Annotated in this window: 18 protein-coding genes and 1 tRNA gene; 13 read left to right on the top strand and 6 right to left on the bottom strand. The window is 64.2% G+C overall.

Annotated elements, in window-relative coordinates:
- Nucleotides 1-5: 5 nt before the first annotated feature.
- Nucleotides 6-2,132 (bottom strand): molybdopterin-dependent oxidoreductase, encoded by a 2,127-nt coding sequence (locus JQ586_RS09185; protein ID WP_212394204.1) that lies wholly within the window; start codon nucleotides 2,130-2,132, stop codon nucleotides 6-8.
- A 220-nt stretch (nucleotides 2,133-2,352) separates the two neighbouring features.
- Here JQ586_RS09185 and JQ586_RS09180 point away from each other — a divergent pair, with 220 nt between their 5' ends.
- Nucleotides 2,353-3,261, top strand: a complete 909-nt coding sequence (locus JQ586_RS09180; RefSeq protein WP_249147432.1) for a helix-turn-helix domain-containing protein — start codon at nucleotides 2,353-2,355, stop codon at nucleotides 3,259-3,261.
- Nucleotides 3,262-3,314: 53 nt separating this feature from the next.
- Here the strand turns inward: JQ586_RS09180 and JQ586_RS09175 are convergent.
- Together JQ586_RS09175 and JQ586_RS09170 are read right to left on the bottom strand one after the other, a co-directional pair.
- Nucleotides 3,315-3,391: transfer RNA gene (locus JQ586_RS09175), tRNA-Arg, on the bottom strand.
- Between the two features lie 270 nt (nucleotides 3,392-3,661).
- Nucleotides 3,662-5,134 carry an ATP-binding protein gene (locus JQ586_RS09170; protein WP_212394203.1) on the bottom strand — a complete coding sequence of 491 codons (1,473 nt, stop codon included), beginning with the start codon at nucleotides 5,132-5,134 and terminating at the stop codon, nucleotides 3,662-3,664.
- Between the two features lie 371 nt (nucleotides 5,135-5,505).
- Between JQ586_RS09170 and rpmH the strand changes: the two genes are divergently transcribed.
- From rpmH to dapE, 11 genes are all read left to right on the top strand, one after another.
- A complete protein-coding gene (rpmH, locus tag JQ586_RS09165) occupies nucleotides 5,506-5,640 on the top strand; it encodes a 50S ribosomal protein L34 (protein WP_008542748.1) in 135 nt (44 codons plus the stop codon).
- Between the two features lie 32 nt (nucleotides 5,641-5,672).
- Nucleotides 5,673-6,062: a ribonuclease P protein component gene (rnpA, locus tag JQ586_RS09160; RefSeq protein ID WP_212394202.1), complete on the top strand. Its 390-nt coding sequence runs from the start codon at nucleotides 5,673-5,675 to the stop codon at nucleotides 6,060-6,062.
- 3 nt (nucleotides 6,063-6,065) lie between these two features.
- Nucleotides 6,066-7,943: a membrane protein insertase YidC gene (gene yidC / locus JQ586_RS09155; RefSeq protein ID WP_212394201.1), complete on the top strand. Its 1,878-nt coding sequence runs from the start codon at nucleotides 6,066-6,068 to the stop codon at nucleotides 7,941-7,943.
- A gap of 111 nt (nucleotides 7,944-8,054) precedes the next feature.
- The gene (gene yihA / locus JQ586_RS09150) at nucleotides 8,055-8,705 is read left to right on the top strand and encodes a ribosome biogenesis GTP-binding protein YihA/YsxC (RefSeq protein ID WP_212394200.1); all 651 of its coding nucleotides are present in this window, start codon (nucleotides 8,055-8,057) and stop codon (nucleotides 8,703-8,705) included.
- A complete protein-coding gene (locus JQ586_RS09145; protein WP_212394199.1) occupies nucleotides 8,705-9,073 on the top strand; it encodes a DUF423 domain-containing protein in 369 nt (122 codons plus the stop codon). Before yihA ends, JQ586_RS09145 begins: the two co-directional genes overlap by 1 nt.
- Before the next feature lie 173 nt (nucleotides 9,074-9,246).
- Nucleotides 9,247-10,140, top strand: a complete 894-nt coding sequence (argB, locus tag JQ586_RS09140) for an acetylglutamate kinase (protein ID WP_212394198.1) — start codon at nucleotides 9,247-9,249, stop codon at nucleotides 10,138-10,140.
- Nucleotides 10,141-10,223: 83 nt separating this feature from the next.
- The gene (locus JQ586_RS09135; protein WP_212394345.1) at nucleotides 10,224-11,210 is read left to right on the top strand and encodes a DUF1036 domain-containing protein; all 987 of its coding nucleotides are present in this window, start codon (nucleotides 10,224-10,226) and stop codon (nucleotides 11,208-11,210) included.
- 165 nt (nucleotides 11,211-11,375) lie between these two features.
- A complete protein-coding gene (locus JQ586_RS09130; protein ID WP_212394197.1) occupies nucleotides 11,376-12,071 on the top strand; it encodes a pyrimidine 5'-nucleotidase in 696 nt (231 codons plus the stop codon).
- A gap of 168 nt (nucleotides 12,072-12,239) precedes the next feature.
- On the top strand, nucleotides 12,240-13,085 hold the full coding sequence (dapD, locus tag JQ586_RS09125) for a 2,3,4,5-tetrahydropyridine-2,6-dicarboxylate N-succinyltransferase (protein ID WP_212394196.1): 846 nt from the start codon (nucleotides 12,240-12,242) through the stop codon (nucleotides 13,083-13,085).
- Nucleotides 13,086-13,149: 64 nt separating this feature from the next.
- On the top strand, nucleotides 13,150-13,785 hold the full coding sequence (locus JQ586_RS09120) for a DUF805 domain-containing protein (RefSeq protein WP_212394195.1): 636 nt from the start codon (nucleotides 13,150-13,152) through the stop codon (nucleotides 13,783-13,785).
- 17 nt (nucleotides 13,786-13,802) lie between these two features.
- A complete protein-coding gene (gene dapE, locus JQ586_RS09115; RefSeq protein WP_212394194.1) occupies nucleotides 13,803-14,969 on the top strand; it encodes a succinyl-diaminopimelate desuccinylase in 1,167 nt (388 codons plus the stop codon).
- Nucleotides 14,970-15,035: 66 nt separating this feature from the next.
- On the opposite strand, the gene truA is transcribed toward dapE, so the two are convergent.
- The 3 genes from truA to def are packed head-to-tail and all read right to left on the bottom strand — an operon-like array spanning nucleotide 15,036 to nucleotide 17,285.
- Nucleotides 15,036-15,773, bottom strand: a complete 738-nt coding sequence (gene truA / locus JQ586_RS09110) for a tRNA pseudouridine(38-40) synthase TruA (protein ID WP_212394193.1) — start codon at nucleotides 15,771-15,773, stop codon at nucleotides 15,036-15,038.
- Nucleotides 15,773-16,708: a methionyl-tRNA formyltransferase gene (gene fmt / locus JQ586_RS09105; protein WP_212394192.1), complete on the bottom strand. Its 936-nt coding sequence runs from the start codon at nucleotides 16,706-16,708 to the stop codon at nucleotides 15,773-15,775. Before fmt ends, truA begins: the two co-directional genes overlap by 1 nt.
- Nucleotides 16,709-16,757: 49 nt before the next feature.
- Nucleotides 16,758-17,285, bottom strand: coding sequence for a peptide deformylase (gene def, locus JQ586_RS09100; protein ID WP_212394191.1), 528 nt, complete (start codon nucleotides 17,283-17,285; stop codon nucleotides 16,758-16,760).
- Nucleotides 17,286-17,455: 170 nt separating this feature from the next.
- Between def and JQ586_RS09095 the strand changes: the two genes are divergently transcribed.
- Nucleotides 17,456-18,664 (top strand): DNA recombination protein RmuC, encoded by a 1,209-nt coding sequence (locus JQ586_RS09095; protein WP_212394190.1) that lies wholly within the window; start codon nucleotides 17,456-17,458, stop codon nucleotides 18,662-18,664.
- Nucleotides 18,665-18,741: the final 77 nt, after the last annotated feature.

The following is an 18,741-nucleotide window of genomic DNA, read 5'->3' as shown; positions in this document are numbered from 1 at the left end:
TTCGATCAGGCGGTCGCGACCTGAACCAGGACGTCGGAGAATGTCGGCGCGCGACCGAGATCAGCGTAGGCAGGCGACGTCACCGCATGGACCGTTGCACCCTTGCGGTTCGACCGGTGCCAATAACGGGCCGGCGCGACCACCACTCCCGGCATGACGTCGGGCGACAGTGTTGCGAATGCCTCGAACGAGCCACGCTCATTGAAGACGAGGATCGGCGTACCGGCCGCAATGCCACGCGATGCGGCGTCCGCGGGATGCAGAATGACCATTTGCTGTTCGCCGGCCAGAACCTGCTGAGCAGGCAGATTGCCGTAGTTCGAATTCAGGAACGCGTGGCTCTTTGGAGAAATCAGGCTCAGCGGATAGCGTTCAGCCTTCGCCGGAGCCGTCGCCGGATTCTCGTTCGGTGCGATATAGTGCGGCAAAGGATCGACGGGATCGCCCGCCTGGTCGGCGCCATAGCCCTGCCGAAACAGCGGCACGACGAAGTTGCCGCCTTCAGCAATGCTCGACTTGAACTCGCATTTCCCTGAAGGCGTTGGAAAATTGCCCTCCCGATGCGGCGCCCAGTCGTCCGGATGCTGCAACGATAGCCTGGCAAATCCCGTCTTCTTCACCTGATCCAGGGTGATCCCTTCCAATGCGGGATTGGCCCAGTCCATCGACGCCTCGATCATCTCGTCGTCGGACCGGAAGAAGAAGGGATCATCGATATCCATGGCGGCGGCGAGGCGCCGGAACAGTTCCGTGTTCGGCACCGCCTCGCCGAGCGGCGCAATGGCTGGATTGTTGTAGGACAGATAGAGGTGCCCCCAGGAGAACATGATGTCCTTCTGCTCGAGCTGGGTCGTCGCGGGCAGGACGATATCGGCATATTTCGCGGTGTCGGTCAGGAAGTGCTCGCTGACAACCGTGAACAGGTCCTCGCGCGCGAGTCCTCGCTCGAGCTTGTCCTGCTCGGTGACCATCGCCATCGGATTGGCGTTGTAGACGAAGAGAGACCTGATTGGCGGGCCATCGGGCAGGTCGCCCGTCAACGCCGCGCCGAGGCGCCAGGTGTTGATCACACGCATTTTGGCTGGCTGCAGGTCAGGGCGCATCAAGGTCGGCCAATTGACCGGAAATGCCCAGATCGGGAGCTGCAGGAGACCGCCCCCGACATGTTTCCACGCACCGATCAACGCGGGGAGACAGGCAATGGCGCGAACCGTCTGCCCGCCCCCGGCATGGCGCTCGACAGCGACGCCGATGCGAACCACCGCCGGCGGCGTCGTCGCATATTCGCGCGCGAGCTTGACGATATCCTCGACCGAAATGCCTGTCTCGCGCGAGGCGAACTCCGGCGTACAGGATTCGGCACGCGCCGCGAGCTCGTCGAATCCGATCGTGTACTTGTCGATGTAGTCGCGATCGATCAGGTTTTCCTTGATGACAACGTGGATCATGGCCAGCGCCAGCGCGCAATCGGTCCCCGGGCGGATTTGGAGATGCCAGTCGGCCAAGGCCGCCGTGCGCGTTCGCACCGGATCGATCACGATGAGCTTCGCGCCGTTCTTCTTCGCCTTCTCGATAAACGGCCAGTGATGCGAGTTGGTGCTCAGCGTATTGCAGGCCCAGAGAATGATGTACTTGGAATGAACGAAGCTCTCCGGATCAACACCCGGCGTGTGCCCAATCGTCATCATATAGGCTGTGCACGAAGCAGAATCGCAGAAGGTGCGCTCGGACACCGACGCGCCGAGCTTGTTGAACAGCGGATCGCCCACATTGAGGCCGTTGATGATGCCCTGCGTACCCAGATAGCTGTAGGGCAGGATCGCTTCGGCACCGCTCTCGGCAATGATCGCCTTCCAGCGCGCCGCGATCTCCCCGATGGCTTCATCCCACGAGATGCGGCTGAAGCTGCCGCTTCCTTTCGGACCGACGCGCTTCAACGGATGGAGCACGCGCCGATCGCTATAGACCCGCTCTTCATAGTTGTTCACCTTCACACAAAGCCTGCCCCTGGTGAAGGGGTGATCGGGGTTGCCGCGAACGGCGATGGCTCTTCCGTCCTCGACGGTCGTGAGAATCGAACACGTATCGGGACAGTCGTGCGGGCATGCGCCGACAACGGTGGTTTGGGCCATATGCACTCTCCTCGGTGTCTTACGGACAACCTCGGTGCATACTGCCAAGCATCCCGGTGGTTGGAATTATCCAGAACTGCGGAACGTTGTTCCTGGTCTGCGAACATCAGCAGGCTTGACGGTTCACCCGTCCCTCCTGATACTTGGCATGGGTGTTGCTTGACCTGACTGGCGTCTCAGGCGTGAGCCGTCGCTTTCTTGCAATCGAGAGGAGGGCGTCATGGGCCAGGTCCTCGGACACTCGGTCGACAAGTACGTCACCGGAAAAATGCTTCAGACCTCGCGCGAACGCCGCTGGTCGAGCCTCCTGGTCGAACGCTGGACCCACGCGGCCGGTGAGCTGCCTTCGCTAACGCCGCGCGATACCGAGGTTGCCATCCTGCTGAACGGGCATAGTCTGGTTGACCGTATCGGCAGCGGCATGCGTCAGGTGACGCATGGCCAGCCTGGGACCGTATGGCTATGCCCTTCCGGCATCACTGAAGAATTCATCAACGTTGCCGAGCCGCTTCAGGACGTTCTGCACATCTTCCTCCCCGGCCAACCGTTCGAGGAGACGATGCTGCGCGACCTCGATATTGATCCCAAGTGGGTGGAGTTGCGCTACGAAGCCATCGCGCAGGACGCATTCATCAACCAGATCGCTGGTCAGATCCTTCACGAGTTGAATCACGAAAGCTCGTCCGGACGCCTTCTGACGGAGGCGCTCGGAATCGCTCTTTCAGCACACCTCGTCCACAAATATTCGGCTGCCGACATTCGCCGGCATGCAACGCGAAGCACGGAAAAGCCGCTGGACGCGCGTCGGCTGGCGCGAGTGGTGGAATTCGTCCGCAAAAACCTCGATGCCGAACTCACCGTGACCCAAATGGCGTCGGTCGCCTGCATGAGCGCCGCCCACTTCGCTCGCAGTTTCCGGCTCGCCACCGGATCCCCGCCCCACGAGTTTGTCAGCCTTCAACGCCTCGCCCTCGCGAAAATGCGCCTGCTCAGCGAAGACAATCAGATTGCCGAGATCGCACTGGCCGCGGGTTTCTCGTCGCAAGCGAACTTCACCAGAGCCTTTCGGAAGGCTGTGGGCGTTACGCCGGCGCAGTTTCGAGCCCAGAACGGACGTGCCGCCTCCTAGACCGGCCGCACATTGGGCCGCTCTGGAAATCAATGACATATGAATAAGTTAGATGGCGCGCCCGGAACGATTCGAACGTCCGACCCTCAGATTCGTAGTCTGATGCTCTATCCAGCTGAGCTACGGGCGCATCTTCGCGGCAGGGCTCGAAGCCCGGACTGCATCCGAGAAGGCCCGGGCACGTCGCGAAAGAGCGCTCTAGCTACAGGCTCCGGGTGAGGTTGGCAAGGTCCGGGATGCGGGTTCTGACCGGCGATTTGGCTGGGAAAAGTGAAAACTGTGCCCGAAGCGGCCGATTTTCGGTCATTCCGCAGCGAGGGTGGGCGCGAAGGCGGAATCTCGAGCAAAAACAGGGATTCCGGGGTTAACGGGTGTGCCGCCCAAAATGACGCGACCGGGCTTATGCCCGCGCCCGCTCATTGCGGATCGACAGCAGTTCCACCGGGCGATCAGGGATCGAGATCCGGAATGTGGCGCCGATGGTACCCTCGACCAGGTGGATATTGCCGCCGTGGGCGCGGATCAGCTCGGCGGCGATGGCAAGTCCAAGCCCGCTGCCGCCGGGGCGGCCGGAGGTCTGGAAAGCCTCGAACAAATGCTCGCGCGCCTTGGACGGCACGCCAGGGCCGGTGTCGGAGACCTCGATGATCGCAACCGTACCCTCGCGGCGGCCGGTGATGCGGATCTGCATGGTCGCGACATCAGGATGCGTCTCCAGCGCCTGCACGGCGTTGCGCACGAGGTTGAGCAGCACACGGAACAGCTGATCCGGGTCGGCATCGATGGTGAGTCCGCGCTCGATGGCACTGATCCAGGTGATGCTGGCGTCGGTGGCGAGCCCTGCTGATTCGCGCACCTCGACGACCGCAGGCTCGACCAGCATCACTCGGCGGTCGGGCGCCGCCTCCTGCGCACGGCCGTAGGACAGCGTCGACTGGCAGAAGGCGATGGCCCGCTCGAGCGACCGCAGCAGCTTCGGCGCAAAGCGCTGCACCCGCGGATCAGGCACGCTGGCAAGCTGGTCCGACAGTAGCTGCGAGGAGGCCAGCAGATTGCGCAAATCATGATTGATCTTGGAGACGGCAAGCCCCAGCGCGGCGAGCCGGCTCTTCTGATGCAGCATCGAGACCAGATCGCGCTGCATGTCCGACAGCTCGCGTTCGGCGAGGCCGATCTCGTCGCCGCGCTGGCTGGGCACGATGATTCGCGCGGAACTTTCCGGATTTTCGTGGAAGCCGATCAGGCTCGCGGTCAGCCGCCGCATCGGGCGCACGAACAGATAATGCAGCGCGAGATAGACCAGGCAGGCGGTCAGGCAGGCGATCAGGAGCGCGACCACCAGCACGTTGCGCGAGAAGCGGTACATCGATTGCCGCAGCGGCTTTTCGTCGATCACGACTTCGATGAACTGGGCCTGGCCCGGCGCGGGGCCGACCACGCGGATGGTCTGGTCGCCATGCTCCAGCATGATCTCGAAGGCATCGACGATGGCCGACCACACCGTCATGGTCCGCATGTCGACGTCATGGTCGATCGACGCCGGCAGGTCGGCGCTGGCGAGCAGGCGGCGCTGCTGCCCGAGCTTGATGGCGACGGCGCGGGCGCCGATGCTGGTCAGGATCTGCCGCGCCAGCGAATCCGGCACCATGCCCGACGGTGCGGCATCCAGCACCAGCGCCGCCGTGTTGGCGGCGGCGAGCCTGTCGTTCAGCCGGTTCATGCGGAAGTTGGCGATCGCCGGCACGTAGATCAGGAGCCCGGCGATCATCACCAGCGGGATGGTCAGCAGCAAAAGCTTACCCGACAGCCCGAGCCGAAGGGACGGCTTGGGCCGCAGCTTCAGCGCGGTCGCCTGATCGTCAGTCACAGCCACAAGATAAGGCCTTGTTTGGCTTCAGGGGCGGGAAGATGCGGCCCGGCCCCCAAGCCGGTCAAATTACGGATCGCTAATGTCGGAGGGTTCCCGCCGGCTATCGGCAGGGGTCCTCCCTCATCGTCAAAAACCCCGCGAAAACAGATATATTCGCCACAATTACGACGTTTCAAAGAAGCCTCGTTGCGGCACCCCGCGACATTGACGAAAACAGGGCGCTCCCTTATAAGCCGCGCCAATTGTCCGCGATGGCCCGGTTCTTGTCCCGGGGGCGGCTCATTTGGGCCGTGAACGGCCCGTTTTGGGCAGCCAGCATCACCGGACTTCATCTCAATACAACGGCAAATTGCCCGGTCAGCGGAGAATCACCCGTGAAGCGGACTTATCAACCCAGCAAACTCGTGCGCAAGCGCCGCCACGGCTTCCGCGCCCGTCTCGCCACGGCCGGTGGCCGCAAGGTCCTCGCCGCGCGTCGTGCGCGTGGCCGCAAGCGCCTCAGCGCCTGAGCCCGGACGTCTCCTCTTAAGGAGATTCCCTGATGGATCGGCTAAGGCAGCGGGCGGACTTCCTCGCCGTTGCCAATGGTGCGCGGGCGAATAGCGCCGCCTTTGTGCTGCAGGGACGCCGCCGCGACGACGATGGCCCGATCCGCATCGGCTTCACCGTTACCAAGAAAAACGGCACCGCGACCGAGCGCAACCGCATCCGCCGCCGCCTTCGCGAACTGGTGAAACGTGTCGACGTCATTACGATGCGACCGCACCATGATTATGTGCTAGTGGGCCGCCGTGACGCGCTGACCCGTGACTTTGCGACCATGCTTGACGACCTGCGGTCGGCGCTGCGCCGCCTCGACCGGCCTGCGCCGGAGGGGCGCAACAAGGCGCCCCTCGAGGCGCGTAATCCGAACGGAATGACGAGACCTTAAGAGATGTCCGACAACCGCAACACGATCCTTGCCGTCATTCTGTCCGGCCTCGTGCTGATCGCCTGGCAATATTTCTACAACGTGCCGCAGATGGAGAAGCAGCGCGAGGCGCAGCGGCAGAGCGAGTTGCAGAAGCCGACCGCGCAGGCCACTCCGGGCCAGACCTCCGCGACACCGGCGACACCCTCGCCGTCCGCGAGCCCCACGCCGGGCGCCGCCCAGCCTTCCACTTCCACTTCCACTTCCACTTCCACTTCTGCTCCCGTCATCAGCCGCGAGGCCGCGCTCGCCGCCGGCCCTCGCGTCAAGATCGACACCCCGCGCGTGACCGGCAGCATTTCGCTGAAGGGCGCGCGCATCGACGACATCGCGCTGGTCCAGTTCCGCGAAACGGTCGATCCGAATTCGCCGCCAATCGTGCTGTTCTCGCCGTCGCAGACCGCAGCGCCCTACTACGCCGAGTTCGGCTGGGTGCCGGCATCCGGCAGCAAGACGCGCATCCCCGACCAGAACACCGAATGGCAGCAGGAGGGCTCCGGCAGCCTGACGCCGACCACCCCGGTGACGCTGAAATACGACAATGGCGAGGGCCTCACCTTCCGCCGCACCATTTCTATCGACGAGCGCTATCTGTTCACGATCAAGGACGAGGTCAGTAATCTCAGCACCTCGCCGGTCACCCTGTATCCATACGCGCTGATCTCGCGGCACGGCACGCCGCAAGTCTCCGGCTACTACATCCTGCATGAAGGCCTGATCGGCTATCTCGGCGAGCAGGGCCTGCAGGAATATGCCTACAAGAAGATCGACGAAGCCAAGGATAAGACGTTCGACGTCACCGATGGCTGGATGGGCATGACCGACAAATACTGGGCGTCGGCGCTGCTGCCGGACACCACGGCCAAGCTGCATGTGCGCTATTCGTCGAGCGCGGAAGGCTCGAGCCACAACTACCAAACCGACTATCTGGAGGAGCCGAAGACGCTCCCGATCGGCGGCACCATCAGCGCCAACGCGCGGCTGTTCGCCGGCGCCAAGGAAGCCAGCGTGGTCGGCATCAACTTCCCGCTGGTCGGCTTCGGCGGCTACACCAAGCAGCTCGGCCTCAACCATTTCGACCTCTTGATCGACTGGGGCTGGTTCTACTTCATCACCAAGCCGATGTTCCTGGCGCTCGACTGGTTCTACCGCCTGTTCGGCAATTTCGGCGTCTCGATCCTGCTCGTGACCGTGATCGTGAAGCTGCTGTTCTTCCCGCTCGCCAACAAGTCCTACGCCTCGATGGCCAAGATGAAGTCGGTGCAGCCGCAGCTGCAGGCGCTGAAGGAGCGCTATCCCGACGACCGGGTGAAGCAGCAGCAGGAGATGATGGAGATCTACAAGAAGGAGAAGATCAACCCGATCGCCGGTTGTCTTCCCGTCGCGCTGCAGATCCCGGTGTTCTTCTCGCTCTACAAGGTGCTGTTCGTCACCATCGAAATGCGGCATGCGCCGTTCTTCGGCTGGATCAAGGACCTCTCGGCGCCCGATCCGACCAACCTGTTCACGCTGTTCGGCCTGTTGCACTACGATCCGACCCAGCTTCCGGTGTTCGGCCACTATCTGGCGCTCGGCATCTGGCCGATCATCATGGGCATCACGATGTGGTTCCAGATGAAGCTGAACCCGACGCCGCCGGATCCGACGCAGCAGATCATCTTCACCTGGATGCCGCTGATCTTCACCTTCATGCTGGCAGGCTTCCCGGCGGGCCTCGTGATCTACTGGGCCTGGAACAACACGCTGTCGGTGCTGCAGCAGAGCTTCATCATGCGCCGCAACGGCGTGAAGGTGGAATTGTTCGACAACATAAAAGCGACGTTCGCCAGGAAGGCGACGTAGCCAGGTCGTCATTCCGGGATGGTGCATCAGCACCAGACCCGGGATCTCGAGATTCCGGGTTCGACGCTTCGCGCCGCTCCGGAATGACACTGACGCAAAGAGCCTCCGCACATGACCACCGACCCCGATGCGGAGCTGATCGAGCAAGGCCGAAAGCTGTTTGCCGGCGACTGGCGTTTCATCTGGGCCTCGCCCTCGATCGAGACCCTGCCGCCGATGGCCGGTCTCGAGGTCGCCTTTGCCGGCCGCTCCAATGTCGGCAAGTCGAGCCTGATCAACGCGCTGACCGGCCGCAGCAACCTCGCACGCACCTCGCACACGCCCGGCCGCACCCAGGAGCTGATCTTCTTCGAGGGGCCGGAGAAGGCGGGCTTCCGCCTCGTCGACATGCCCGGCTACGGCTACGCCTCGGCGCCAAAGGCCAAGGTGGCATCGTGGACGACGCTGATCCACAAATTCTTGCTCGGGCGCGCCACGCTGGCGCGGGTCTATGTGCTGATCGACGCCCGCCACGGTATCAAGGACGTCGATCTCGACGTGCTGAAGACGCTGGATAAATCCGCGGTCAGCTATCAGGTCGTGCTGACCAAGGCCGATCAGGTCAAGGCCGGCGCGCTCAAGACCGTGATCGCCGAGACGTCAGAGGCGCTCGCCAGGCATCCCGCCGCATTTCCCGAGGTGCTGGTGACGTCGTCGCGCACCGGTGACGGCATGCCGGAGCTGCGCGCCGCGATGGTACGCCTGATCGCGGAGCGGCGCTGATGGCCAGGCTTCCAGGCCTCCTGATCGGCCTCGCCTCCATCATGGGCGCCTGCGGCGTGATGCTGGCCGCTGCCGCAGCCCACCTCGCCGACGCCTCGCGGCTGGGCGCCGCCTCCTCGATGCTGCTGTTTCACGCCACCGCCGTGCTCGCGATCGTTGCAGTCACAGACCGCGCCATCATCCACGCGAGGATCGGAACCATTGCCGCGATCGGCTTCGTCATCGCGGCGTCATTGTTCGCAGGCGATCTCACGATACGCCAATATGCCGGTCACGGCTTGTTTGCGATGGCGGCTCCAACGGGAGGAACGCTGTTGATCCTGAGCTGGGTGGTGTTGGCCGTCGCAGCGATGTGGCCACAGCACTGATTCATAGCCCCGATGGAGCGCAGCGAAATCCGCGGATCTTGCCAGGGTGCAGCCCCCGATTGCGCTTCGCTCCATCCGGCCGCGAATATCGACGAACACCTCTCCCACTTTGCGCCGCGCCCGGCAATCGGATAGAACCCGTCCGCCCCTCCGCTGACGATGAGACACGCCCAATGACCGACCAGCAGATCAGCCCGCTCGATCAGGCCCGCATCCTGTCCGAGGCGCTGCCGCACATGCAGGAATATGACGAGGAAACCATCGTCATCAAATATGGCGGCCATGCCATGGGCGCCGAGGACACCGCAAAAGCCTTCGCGCGCGACATCGTGCTGCTCGAGCAGACCGCGATCAATCCGGTCGTCGTGCACGGCGGCGGGCCGCAGATCGCGACAATGCTGAAGCGCCTCGGCATCCAGTCGGAATTCGCGGCGGGCCTGCGCATCACCGACGCCGCGACCATCGAGATCGTCGAGATGGTGCTGGCGGGCTCGGTCAACAAGCAGATCGTCGGCTACATCAACGAGGCCGGCGGCAAGGCCGTGGGCCTCTCCGGAAAGGACGGCAACATGGTGAAGGCGTCGAAGACGACGCGCACCATGATCGATCCGGATTCCCATATCGAGAAGGCCGTCGATCTCGGCTTCGTCGGCGACCCCGAGAAGGTCGACCTCACCCTGCTGAACCAGCTGATCGGCTATGAGCTGATCCCCGTGCTGGCGCCGCTCGCGACCTCGAAGGACGGCCAGACCCTGAACGTCAACGCCGACACCTTTGCCGGCGCGATCGCAGGTGCACTGAAGGCCAAGCGCCTGTTGCTGCTGACCGACGTGCCCGGCGTGCTCGACAAGTCCAAGACGCTGATCCCCGACCTGTCGATCAAGGACGCGCGCAGGCTGATCGCCGATGGCACCATTTCCGGCGGCATGATCCCGAAGGTCGAGACCTGCATCTACGCGCTCGAACAGGGCGTGCAGGGCGTCGTGATCATCGACGGCAAGATGCAGCACGCGGTGCTGCTCGAGCTCTTCACCAACCAGGGCACCGGCACGCTGATCCATAAGTAATGCGAAATGCGGCAGCGCGAATGGAGGCCGTGATCGCGGGACGCACCACGACGCCCCGCTGGTCGCCGCTTGCACGGCTCGCAATGTCGGTGCCGGCGGCAGTCATCTCGTTCCTGGTCTCGTCGGTGCCGGCACACGCCGACCTGAAACTCTGCAACCGGATGAGCTATGTGGTCGAGGCCGCGATCGGCATAGACGACAAGGCGGCCACCGCAACGCGGGGCTGGTTCCGGATCGATCCAGCCACCTGCCGGGTCGTGGTACAGGGCGCGCTGACCGCCGACCGCTTGCTCCTGAATGCGCGCGCGCTGGGCGTCTACGGCGCCACGCCGCTGCCGCAGAACGGCACCGATACGCTCTGCGTCGCACAGGACAATTTCGTGATCGCGGCTGCGCGGCAGTGCCGCGCCGGCCAGACGCCCGCACAATTCACCCAGATCACGCCGACGCAGGGCGACGACGGCAACCTCGTCGCCTACCTCGCCGAGGATTCTGAATATGACGACGAGCAGGCGCGGCTCGCCGCAATCCAGCGCCTGCTGGTGATCGCAGGCTATGACGCGGCGCCGATCGACGGCGTCGACGGTCCGAAGACGCAGAGCGCGCTGTCGGCGTTTCTCAAGAGCCGCGGGCTCGCGAGCGACATCGTACAGTCGCCGAACTTCTTCGCCACCATGATCGATGCCGTGCAGAAGCCGTCATCCTCGGGGTTGACCTGGTGCAACGACACGCCGCACAAGGTGATGGCCGCGGTCGCGACGGACGATGGCAAGGTCGTCACCAGCCGCGGCTGGTACCGCATCGATCCGGGCAAGTGCCTGCATCCTGACGTGACGGGAACGCCGAAGCAGATCTATTCCTTTGCCGAAGCCGTCGACGGCGACAACCGCACCATCCGCATCAAGGACAAGCCGCTGAGCTGGGGCGGCACGAAGGAGCTGTGCACGCGCGAGAGCAAATTCGAGGTCAACGAGCAGGGCGACTGCACCAGCCGCGGCCTCGCCGCGACCGGCTTCGTCCCGGTCGACATGACGAGCGGCGGCAAGACGCTGCGCTTTGCGATGCCGTGACTTCTATTTCGTCGTCCCAGGCGAAGGCCGGGACCCATAACCACCGGACGGCGTATTGTTCACCGCCGATTACCACGAAAAGAAAGGCAACGCGCGCCTCCCTCGCCAACGACCGCCGCGGCGTATGGATCGCGGCTTTCGTCGGAACGACGCGTTGAAAATCCTATGAAAACTCCCCGCAGCTTCGACCACGTCGATACCTGGGTGTTCGACCTCGACAACACGCTGTACCCGCATCACGTCAATCTGTGGCAGCAGGTCGATGCACGGATCGGCGAGTTCGTCGGCAGCTGGCTGAAGGTGACGCCGGAGGAGGCGCGGCGGATCCAGAAGGACTACTATCTGCGCTACGGCACCACGATGCGCGGCATGATGACCGAGCATGGCGTGCGCGCCGACGACTATCTCGCCTATGTGCACAAGATCGACCATTCGCCGCTGCAGCCAAATCCGGCGATGGGCGCTGCGATCGCCAAACTGCCGGGACGCAAGCTGATCCTGACCAACGGCTCGGTCGACCATGTCGATGCGGTGCTCGGCCGGCTCGGCATCAGCGACCATTTCGACGGCGTGTTCGACATCATCGCCGCCGATCTGGAGCCGAAGCCGGCCCCGCAGACCTACCAGAAGTTCCTGAGACTGCACGACGTCGACCCGACGCGATCGGCGATGTTCGAGGACCTCGCGCGCAATCTGGTCGTGCCGCATCAGCTTGGCATGACCACCGTGCTGGTCGTGCCCGACGGCAGCCGCGAGGTGGTGCGCGAGACCTGGGAGCTGGAAGGCCGCGACGCCGAGCATGTCGACCATGTGACGGACGATCTGACCGGGTTCTTGCAGGGGTTGAGCGGGAAATCGTAACCCGGGATGCAGCGAAGCGAAATCCGGGGTCTCTCGCCGGTTAAGGCCCCGGATTACGCTTCGCTTCATCCGGGCTACACGGCGGACTTTGCCTTGACTCCGCAGCCCCAAATTCCGAAAAAGCCGCTCAATTCCCGTCATAATCCCGATACGCCCAAGGATATCCCGATGTCGCTGTCCACCCTCGAATCCACCGTCAATGCCGCGTTCGACGCCCGCGAGGGCATCTCGACCACGACCAAGGGCGAGGTCCGCGAGGCGGTCGATCACGCGCTCGAACTGCTCGACAAGGGCGAGGCCCGCGTTGCCGAGCGCGGGGCCGGCGGCAAGTGGAAGGTCAATCAGTGGCTGAAGAAGGCGGTGCTGCTCTCGTTCCGCCTCAACGACATGAGCCAGATCCCGGGCGGCCCCGGCAAGGCCTCCTGGTGGGACAAGGTGCCCTCCAAGTTCGACGGCTGGGGCGAGAACCGCTTTCGCGATGCCGGCTTCCGCGCGGTGCCGGGTGCGATCGTCCGCCGCTCGGCCTTCATCGCCCGCAACGTCGTGCTGATGCCTTCCTTCGTCAATCTCGGCGCCTATGTCGATGAAGCGACCATGATCGACACCTGGTCGACGGTCGGCTCCTGCGCCCAGATCGGCAAGCGCGTGCACATCTCCGGCGGCGTCGGCATCGGCGGCGTGCTCGAGCCGCTGCAGGCCGAGCCCGTGATCGTCGAGGACGACTGCTTCATCGGCGCCCGCAGCGAGGTCGCCGAGGGCGTGATCGTGCGCAAGGGCGCGGTACTGGCAATGGGCGTGTTCCTGGGCGCTTCCACCAAGATCGTCGACCGCGAGACCGGCGAGATCTTCGTCGGGGAAGTGCCCGAATATGCCGTGGTGGTGCCTGGCACGATGCCGGCCAAGCCGTTGAAGAATGGACAGCCCGGCCCGGCTGTCGCCTGCGCCGTGATCGTCAAGCGCGTCGACGAGCGCACCCGCGCCAAGACCAGCATCAACGAGCTGCTGCGGGACTGATCGAACCCGCAACCGCTCCAAAACGACCAAATTCCGGGTGGCACGGGTCTCCCGGAGGTCGTGCATGGACTGGACGTGGTACCTGTTCGGCTTCAAGGGCCGCATCAACCGCGCCAAATACTGGCTCTCGGCGCTGGTTCTGTTCGGCTGGATGCTGCTGACGGGATGGATCGCCTATTTCAGCTTGCTGCTGGTGGCAAATGGCAACCTGCCGGCTCCCGCCACGATCCATTTCGGCACCGGCGCGATTTTCGATCTGTTCGATCCTGCGACGTTCCGCATGCCGACGCGGGCGGACATCATCCCGATCTTTGTCCAGATCATCGCAACGCCGATGCTGATCTGGATATTCCTCGCCACCTCGATCAAACGGCTGCACGATCGCGACAAGAGCGGATGGTGGATGGTGCCGTTCTTTCTCTATCCGAGCCTCTACAGCCATTTCCAGGACCGGCTTCCCGATTCCTATGCGCTGCTGCCCTGCGCGCTTGCCGCGGTGGTGCTGCCGACCTGGGCCTTCATCGAGCTGGGCTTTCTCAAGGGCAGCCGCGCGAGCAACCTGTTCGGGCCCAACCCGCTCGGCAAGCATCAAATGCGACCGCGCGGCAACCGCGACAACGCGCCGCGTTCTGCGCAGGGCTGGGATCAGCAAAGCGAGATCGAAATCGTGCCGCACAAGGCTGGCCCACCTGCGGTGTGACGTGATAAGCGGACGGCATGACTGATGCCGTTTCGATCACCCGCGATCTGGTCCGCTGCCCGTCGGTAACGCCCGCGGATGCCGGCGCGCTCGGCGTTCTCGAGCATCTGCTGAAGGGTGCCGGCTTCGACGTGCATCGCGTGACCTTCTCCGAGCCCGGCACGGCCGACATCGACAATCTCTATGCCCGGATCGGCAGCCAGGCGCCGCACATCACCTTTGCCGGCCATACCGACGTCGTGCCACCCGGCGACGAGGCCGCCTGGACAATCGGCGCCTTCTCGGGCGAGGTGAAGGACGGCTATCTCTATGGCCGAGGCGCGGTCGACATGAAGGGCGGCATCGCCTGCAGCGTCGCTGCGGTGCTGCAATATCTGAAGGACCATGGCGGCAGGCCGCAAGACAACGGCAAGGGATCGATCTCCTTTCTGATCACCGGCGACGAGGAAGACGTCTCGATCAACGGCACCATCAAGCTCTTGAAATGGTGCACCGAGCGCGGTGAAAAATTCGACCATTGCGTGCTCGGCGAGCCTTCGAACGTCGAGGTGCTCGGCGACATGATCAAGATCGGCCGGCGCGGCTCGCAATCCGGCACGCTCGTCGTCGACGGCGTGCAGGGCCATGTCGCCTATCCGCACCGCGCCTCCAATCCGGTTCCGGACATTTCGCGGCTGATCGTGGCCCTGAGCGACGAGCCGCTCGATCACGGCAGCGCGCAATTCCAGGCATCGAACCTCGAGTTCACCTCGGTCGACGTCGGCAATGCTGCCGGCAACGTGATCCCGGGCCAGGCGCGCGCGAAATTCAACATCCGCTACAACGACAACCACACGCAGCAGAGCTTGCGCGAGCTGGTCGACGCGCGGCTCGAAAAAGCCTGCGGGAACCGCGTCCGCGCCCATATCGACTGGCTGCCGTCGAACTCCAACGTGTTCGTCACCAAGCCCGGACCGTTCACCGACCTTGCCGTCGCGGCGATCGAGGAGGTCACCGGCCGCAAGCCGGAGCTCTCCACCTCGGGCGGCACCTCGGACGCGCGCTTCATCTCGAGCTACTGCCCGGTGATCGAATTCGGCCTGGTCGGCCAGACCATGCACCAGATCGACGAGCGCACCCCGGTATCCGATCTCGAGAAGCTGACGCGGGTCTATCGCGGCGTGCTGGACAGATATTTTGCGTAATTCGGCCGCCCGGCTCGACAAAACTCGAAAACAACCCCATGCACAGTAGGGGTTGGGGCCTCTAGTCTAGTAATCCACCCGCATCAGATAGAGCCCGTCCGGCGGCGCGACCGGGCCGCAGGCGGCGCGGTTGCGGGCGGCGAGTGCAGCGGCAAGATCATCGGCGCTCCAGCGTCCCTCGCCGACCCACACCAGCGATCCCACCATCGAACGCACCTGGCTGTGCAGGAACGAGCGCGCCGAGGTGACGATGTTCACGGCGTCGCCGTCGCGCGTGACATCGAGCTGGTCGAGCGTCTTCTCCGGCGATTTGGCCTGGCACTCGGTGTCGCGGAAGGTGGTGAAATCATGCTTGCCGAGCAGCCGCTGCGCGGCGGCGTGCATCGCATCAGCATCGAGCGCACGCGGCACGCGCCAGACGCGTCCGATATCGAGCGCGAGGTTCGCGCGGGTGTTGACGATGCGATAGAGATAGTGCCGCTTGATCGCCGAGAACCGTGCCTCGAAATCATCGGCCACGATATCGGCCGCGTGCACGGCAATGGGATGCGGGCGCAGATGCGCGTTCAGCCCATCACGCAGGCGTCCTCGCGGAAACGTCTTTGCGATGTCACAATGCGCAACCTGGCCGCGCGCATGCACGCCCGCGTCGGTACGTCCCGCGCCATGGACGCGGACATCCTCGCCGCAGATCGCCTTCACCGCAGCTTCCAGCGCGCCCTGCACGGTCGGCGCCGTGTCCTGGATCTGCCAGCCCGAGAACGGCGTGCCGTCATATTCGATGGTGAGCTTGTAGCGGGGCATCAGCCAAGCCGGACGGGCGGCGTCAGCGGCGCGCCGCGGAGGAAGTCGGATGCCTTCATCGGCGCCTTGCCGGCGCGCTGCAGTTCGAGAATGCGGATTGCGCCGTCGCCGCAGGCAATCGCAAGATTGCCGTCGAGCACGTCGCCCGGTGCTCCCGTTCCCCGAGCCAGCTCGCAGCGCAGAATCTTCAGGCGCGCCGGCTCACCTTCGCCCGGCAGCTCGCACCAGGCGCCTGGAAACGGCGACAGGCCGTGAATGTGCCGCAGCACCGCATGCGCAGGCTTGCCCCAATCAATCCGCGCCTCGGCCTTCTCGATCTTGGCGGCGTAGGTGACGCCGTCCTCGCTCTGCTTCTTGAGCTGCAGGCCGCCGCGTTCCAGCCCGCCCATCGCGCGCACCATCAGATCCGCACCGAGCGGCGCCAGCGCGTCATGCAGGTCGGACGCCGTCATGCTGTCGGAGATCGGAAGCCGCTCGGCCATCGCGACGTCGCCGGTGTCCAGCCCGACATCCATCTTCATCACCATCACGCCGCTCTCGGCATCGCCTGCCATGATGGCGCGGTTGATCGGCGCGGCGCCGCGCCAGCGCGGCAGCAACGAGGCGTGCAGGTTGAAGCAACCGTACCTGGGCGCATCGAGAATGGCCTGCGGCAGGATCATGCCATAGGCGACGACGACCGCCGCATCCGCATCGAGGGCGCGGAATTCTTCCTGTGCCTCCGGCGTCTTCAGGGTCTTCGGCGTCAGCACGGGAATGCCGAGCCGCCGCGCCTCGTTCTCCACCGGCGTCGGCTGCAACTGCAGGCCGCGGCGCCCGCCCGGCTTCGGCGCGCGGGTGTAGACGGCGGCGACCTCATGGCCGTGGGCTGCGAGTTCCAGCAGGGTCGGCACCGCGAAATCGGGCGTGCCCATGAAGATCAGGCGGAGAGGCATGCGATTGTCTCGGCAGAATTTCTCTCGCGCGCGGGAAGCGCGGCGCGGCTTACTCTTCCGCGCGCTTGGCGGCCTTGGTGAACTTCTTGAGTACCCGGTCGCGCTTCAGCTTTGACAGATAGTCAACGAAGAGCACGCCGTTGAGGTGGTCGATTTCATGCTGGATGCAGGTCGCGTAAAGCCCCTCCGCGTCCTCCTCATGCATCTTGCCATCGAGGTCGAGATAGCGCACGCGCACCCGCGCCGGACGCTCGACCTCCTCATAATACTCGGGAATCGAGAGGCAGCCCTCCTCGTAAACGGAGAGCTCTTCCGAATGAGAGAGAACCTCGGGATTGATGAACACGCGCGGCTGCGGCGTGGTCTCGCCGTTCTCGTCGCGCTTGGCGAGATCCATCGTGATCAGGCGCAGGGGCTGCGCGATCTGGATCGCCGCCAGCCCGATGCCGGGGGCGTCATACATGGTCTCGAACATGTCGTCGGCGAGCTTGCGGATCTCCGGCGTCACCTTCTCGACAGGCTTTGACACCAGCCGCAACTGCTTGTCCGGCAGGATGATGATCTCTCTGATGGCCATGCGCGCGATTTAAGCTGATGACCTGCAGGGGTCAATGCGCTCCGGAACCGGTTAAGGCAGCCTTAACCACGTTTCTTCAGACTACGTTAACCACGAAAACTAACGGCTCATTCACCACAATTGTTCCCTCTTCGTTCGCCTTCACGGGCGAATCGGCTACAACGGCCGGCATGAACGACATCCTCCTGATCATCGGCGACCTGCCGATCCGTGTCTCCGATGCCCTGATCGGCCTTGCCGGGCTGGCGCTGGTCCTGCTCTTGACAATCGCCGTGGTGATCGCGCGCGCGAGCCGACGCGGGGCGGAACTTGCGATGGCACAAACCATCCGTGACGACGAGCTCGAGGATCGGCTCGCCGACATGCTGCGCGCCCAGAGCGAGTCCTCCGGGCGGGTCGATGCCATGGCACAGGCGCTGGCCGGTCGCCAGGCCGAGATGGCGCGCGCCGTCAACGAGCGGCTCGATTCGGTCACTCACCGGGTCGGCCAGTCGATGGAACAATCGACGCGCAACACGATGGATTCGCTGCGCGTCCTGCACGAGCGACTCGGCATCATCGACCATGCGCACAAGAATCTGAACGAGCTGACGACCCAGGTGACGACCTTGCGCGACGTGCTCGCCAACAAGCAGTCGCGCGGCGCGTTCGGCCAGGCGCGGATGGAAGCGATCGTCCAGGACGGCATGCCGAAGGGCTCCTACGAGTTTCAGCACACGCTCACCACGGGCAAGCGGCCGGATTGCGTGGTGTTCCTGCCCGACCAGCGCCCGCTATGCATCGACGCCAAGTTTCCGCTCGAAGCGATGACCGCGCTGCACGATGCGCGCAGCGACGAGGAGCGCCGGTTCGCCAGCCAGCGGCTGCGGGCCGATGTCCTGAAACACGTCAGCGACATCGCGGAAAAATATCTGATCCCCGGCGAGACGCAGGATACTGCACTGATGTTCGTGCCGTCGGAATCGGTTTATGCGGAGATCCATGACGGGTTCGACGACGTGATCCAGAAGGCGTATCGCGCCCGCGTCGTGCTGGTGTCGCCGTCGCTGCTGATGCTCGCGATACAGGTGATGCAGCAGATCCTGAAGGATGCCCGCATCCGTGACGCCGCCGACCAGATCCGCAACGAGGTGATGCATCTCGGCGACGACCTCGGACGCCTGCGCGAGCGCGTGCTCAAGCTGCAAAACCATTTCGGCCAGGTGAACGAGGACGTCAGGCAGATCCTGATCTCCGCCGACAAGATCGAAAAGCGCGCCGGCCGCATCGAGGAGCTCGATTTCAGCAAATCCGAGACCCCGATCGAAGTCCCCCGCTTCGTCAAGAGCGCGACACCGGAACTGTTCCCTGCCCCGCGCAAGCTGCAGGCGGGGGAGTAGTGTTTGGCGGCGCCCCTTAATTGGTGTCATCGCCCGGCTTGACCGGGCGACAGCCTTTTGCGGCCGAATCTGCTACC

It is taken from the genome of Bradyrhizobium jicamae, from assembly GCF_018130215.1.
Classification (GTDB): domain Bacteria; phylum Pseudomonadota; class Alphaproteobacteria; order Rhizobiales; family Xanthobacteraceae; genus Bradyrhizobium; species Bradyrhizobium jicamae_A.
This window is presented reverse-complemented; position numbering and strand designations above follow the sequence as displayed.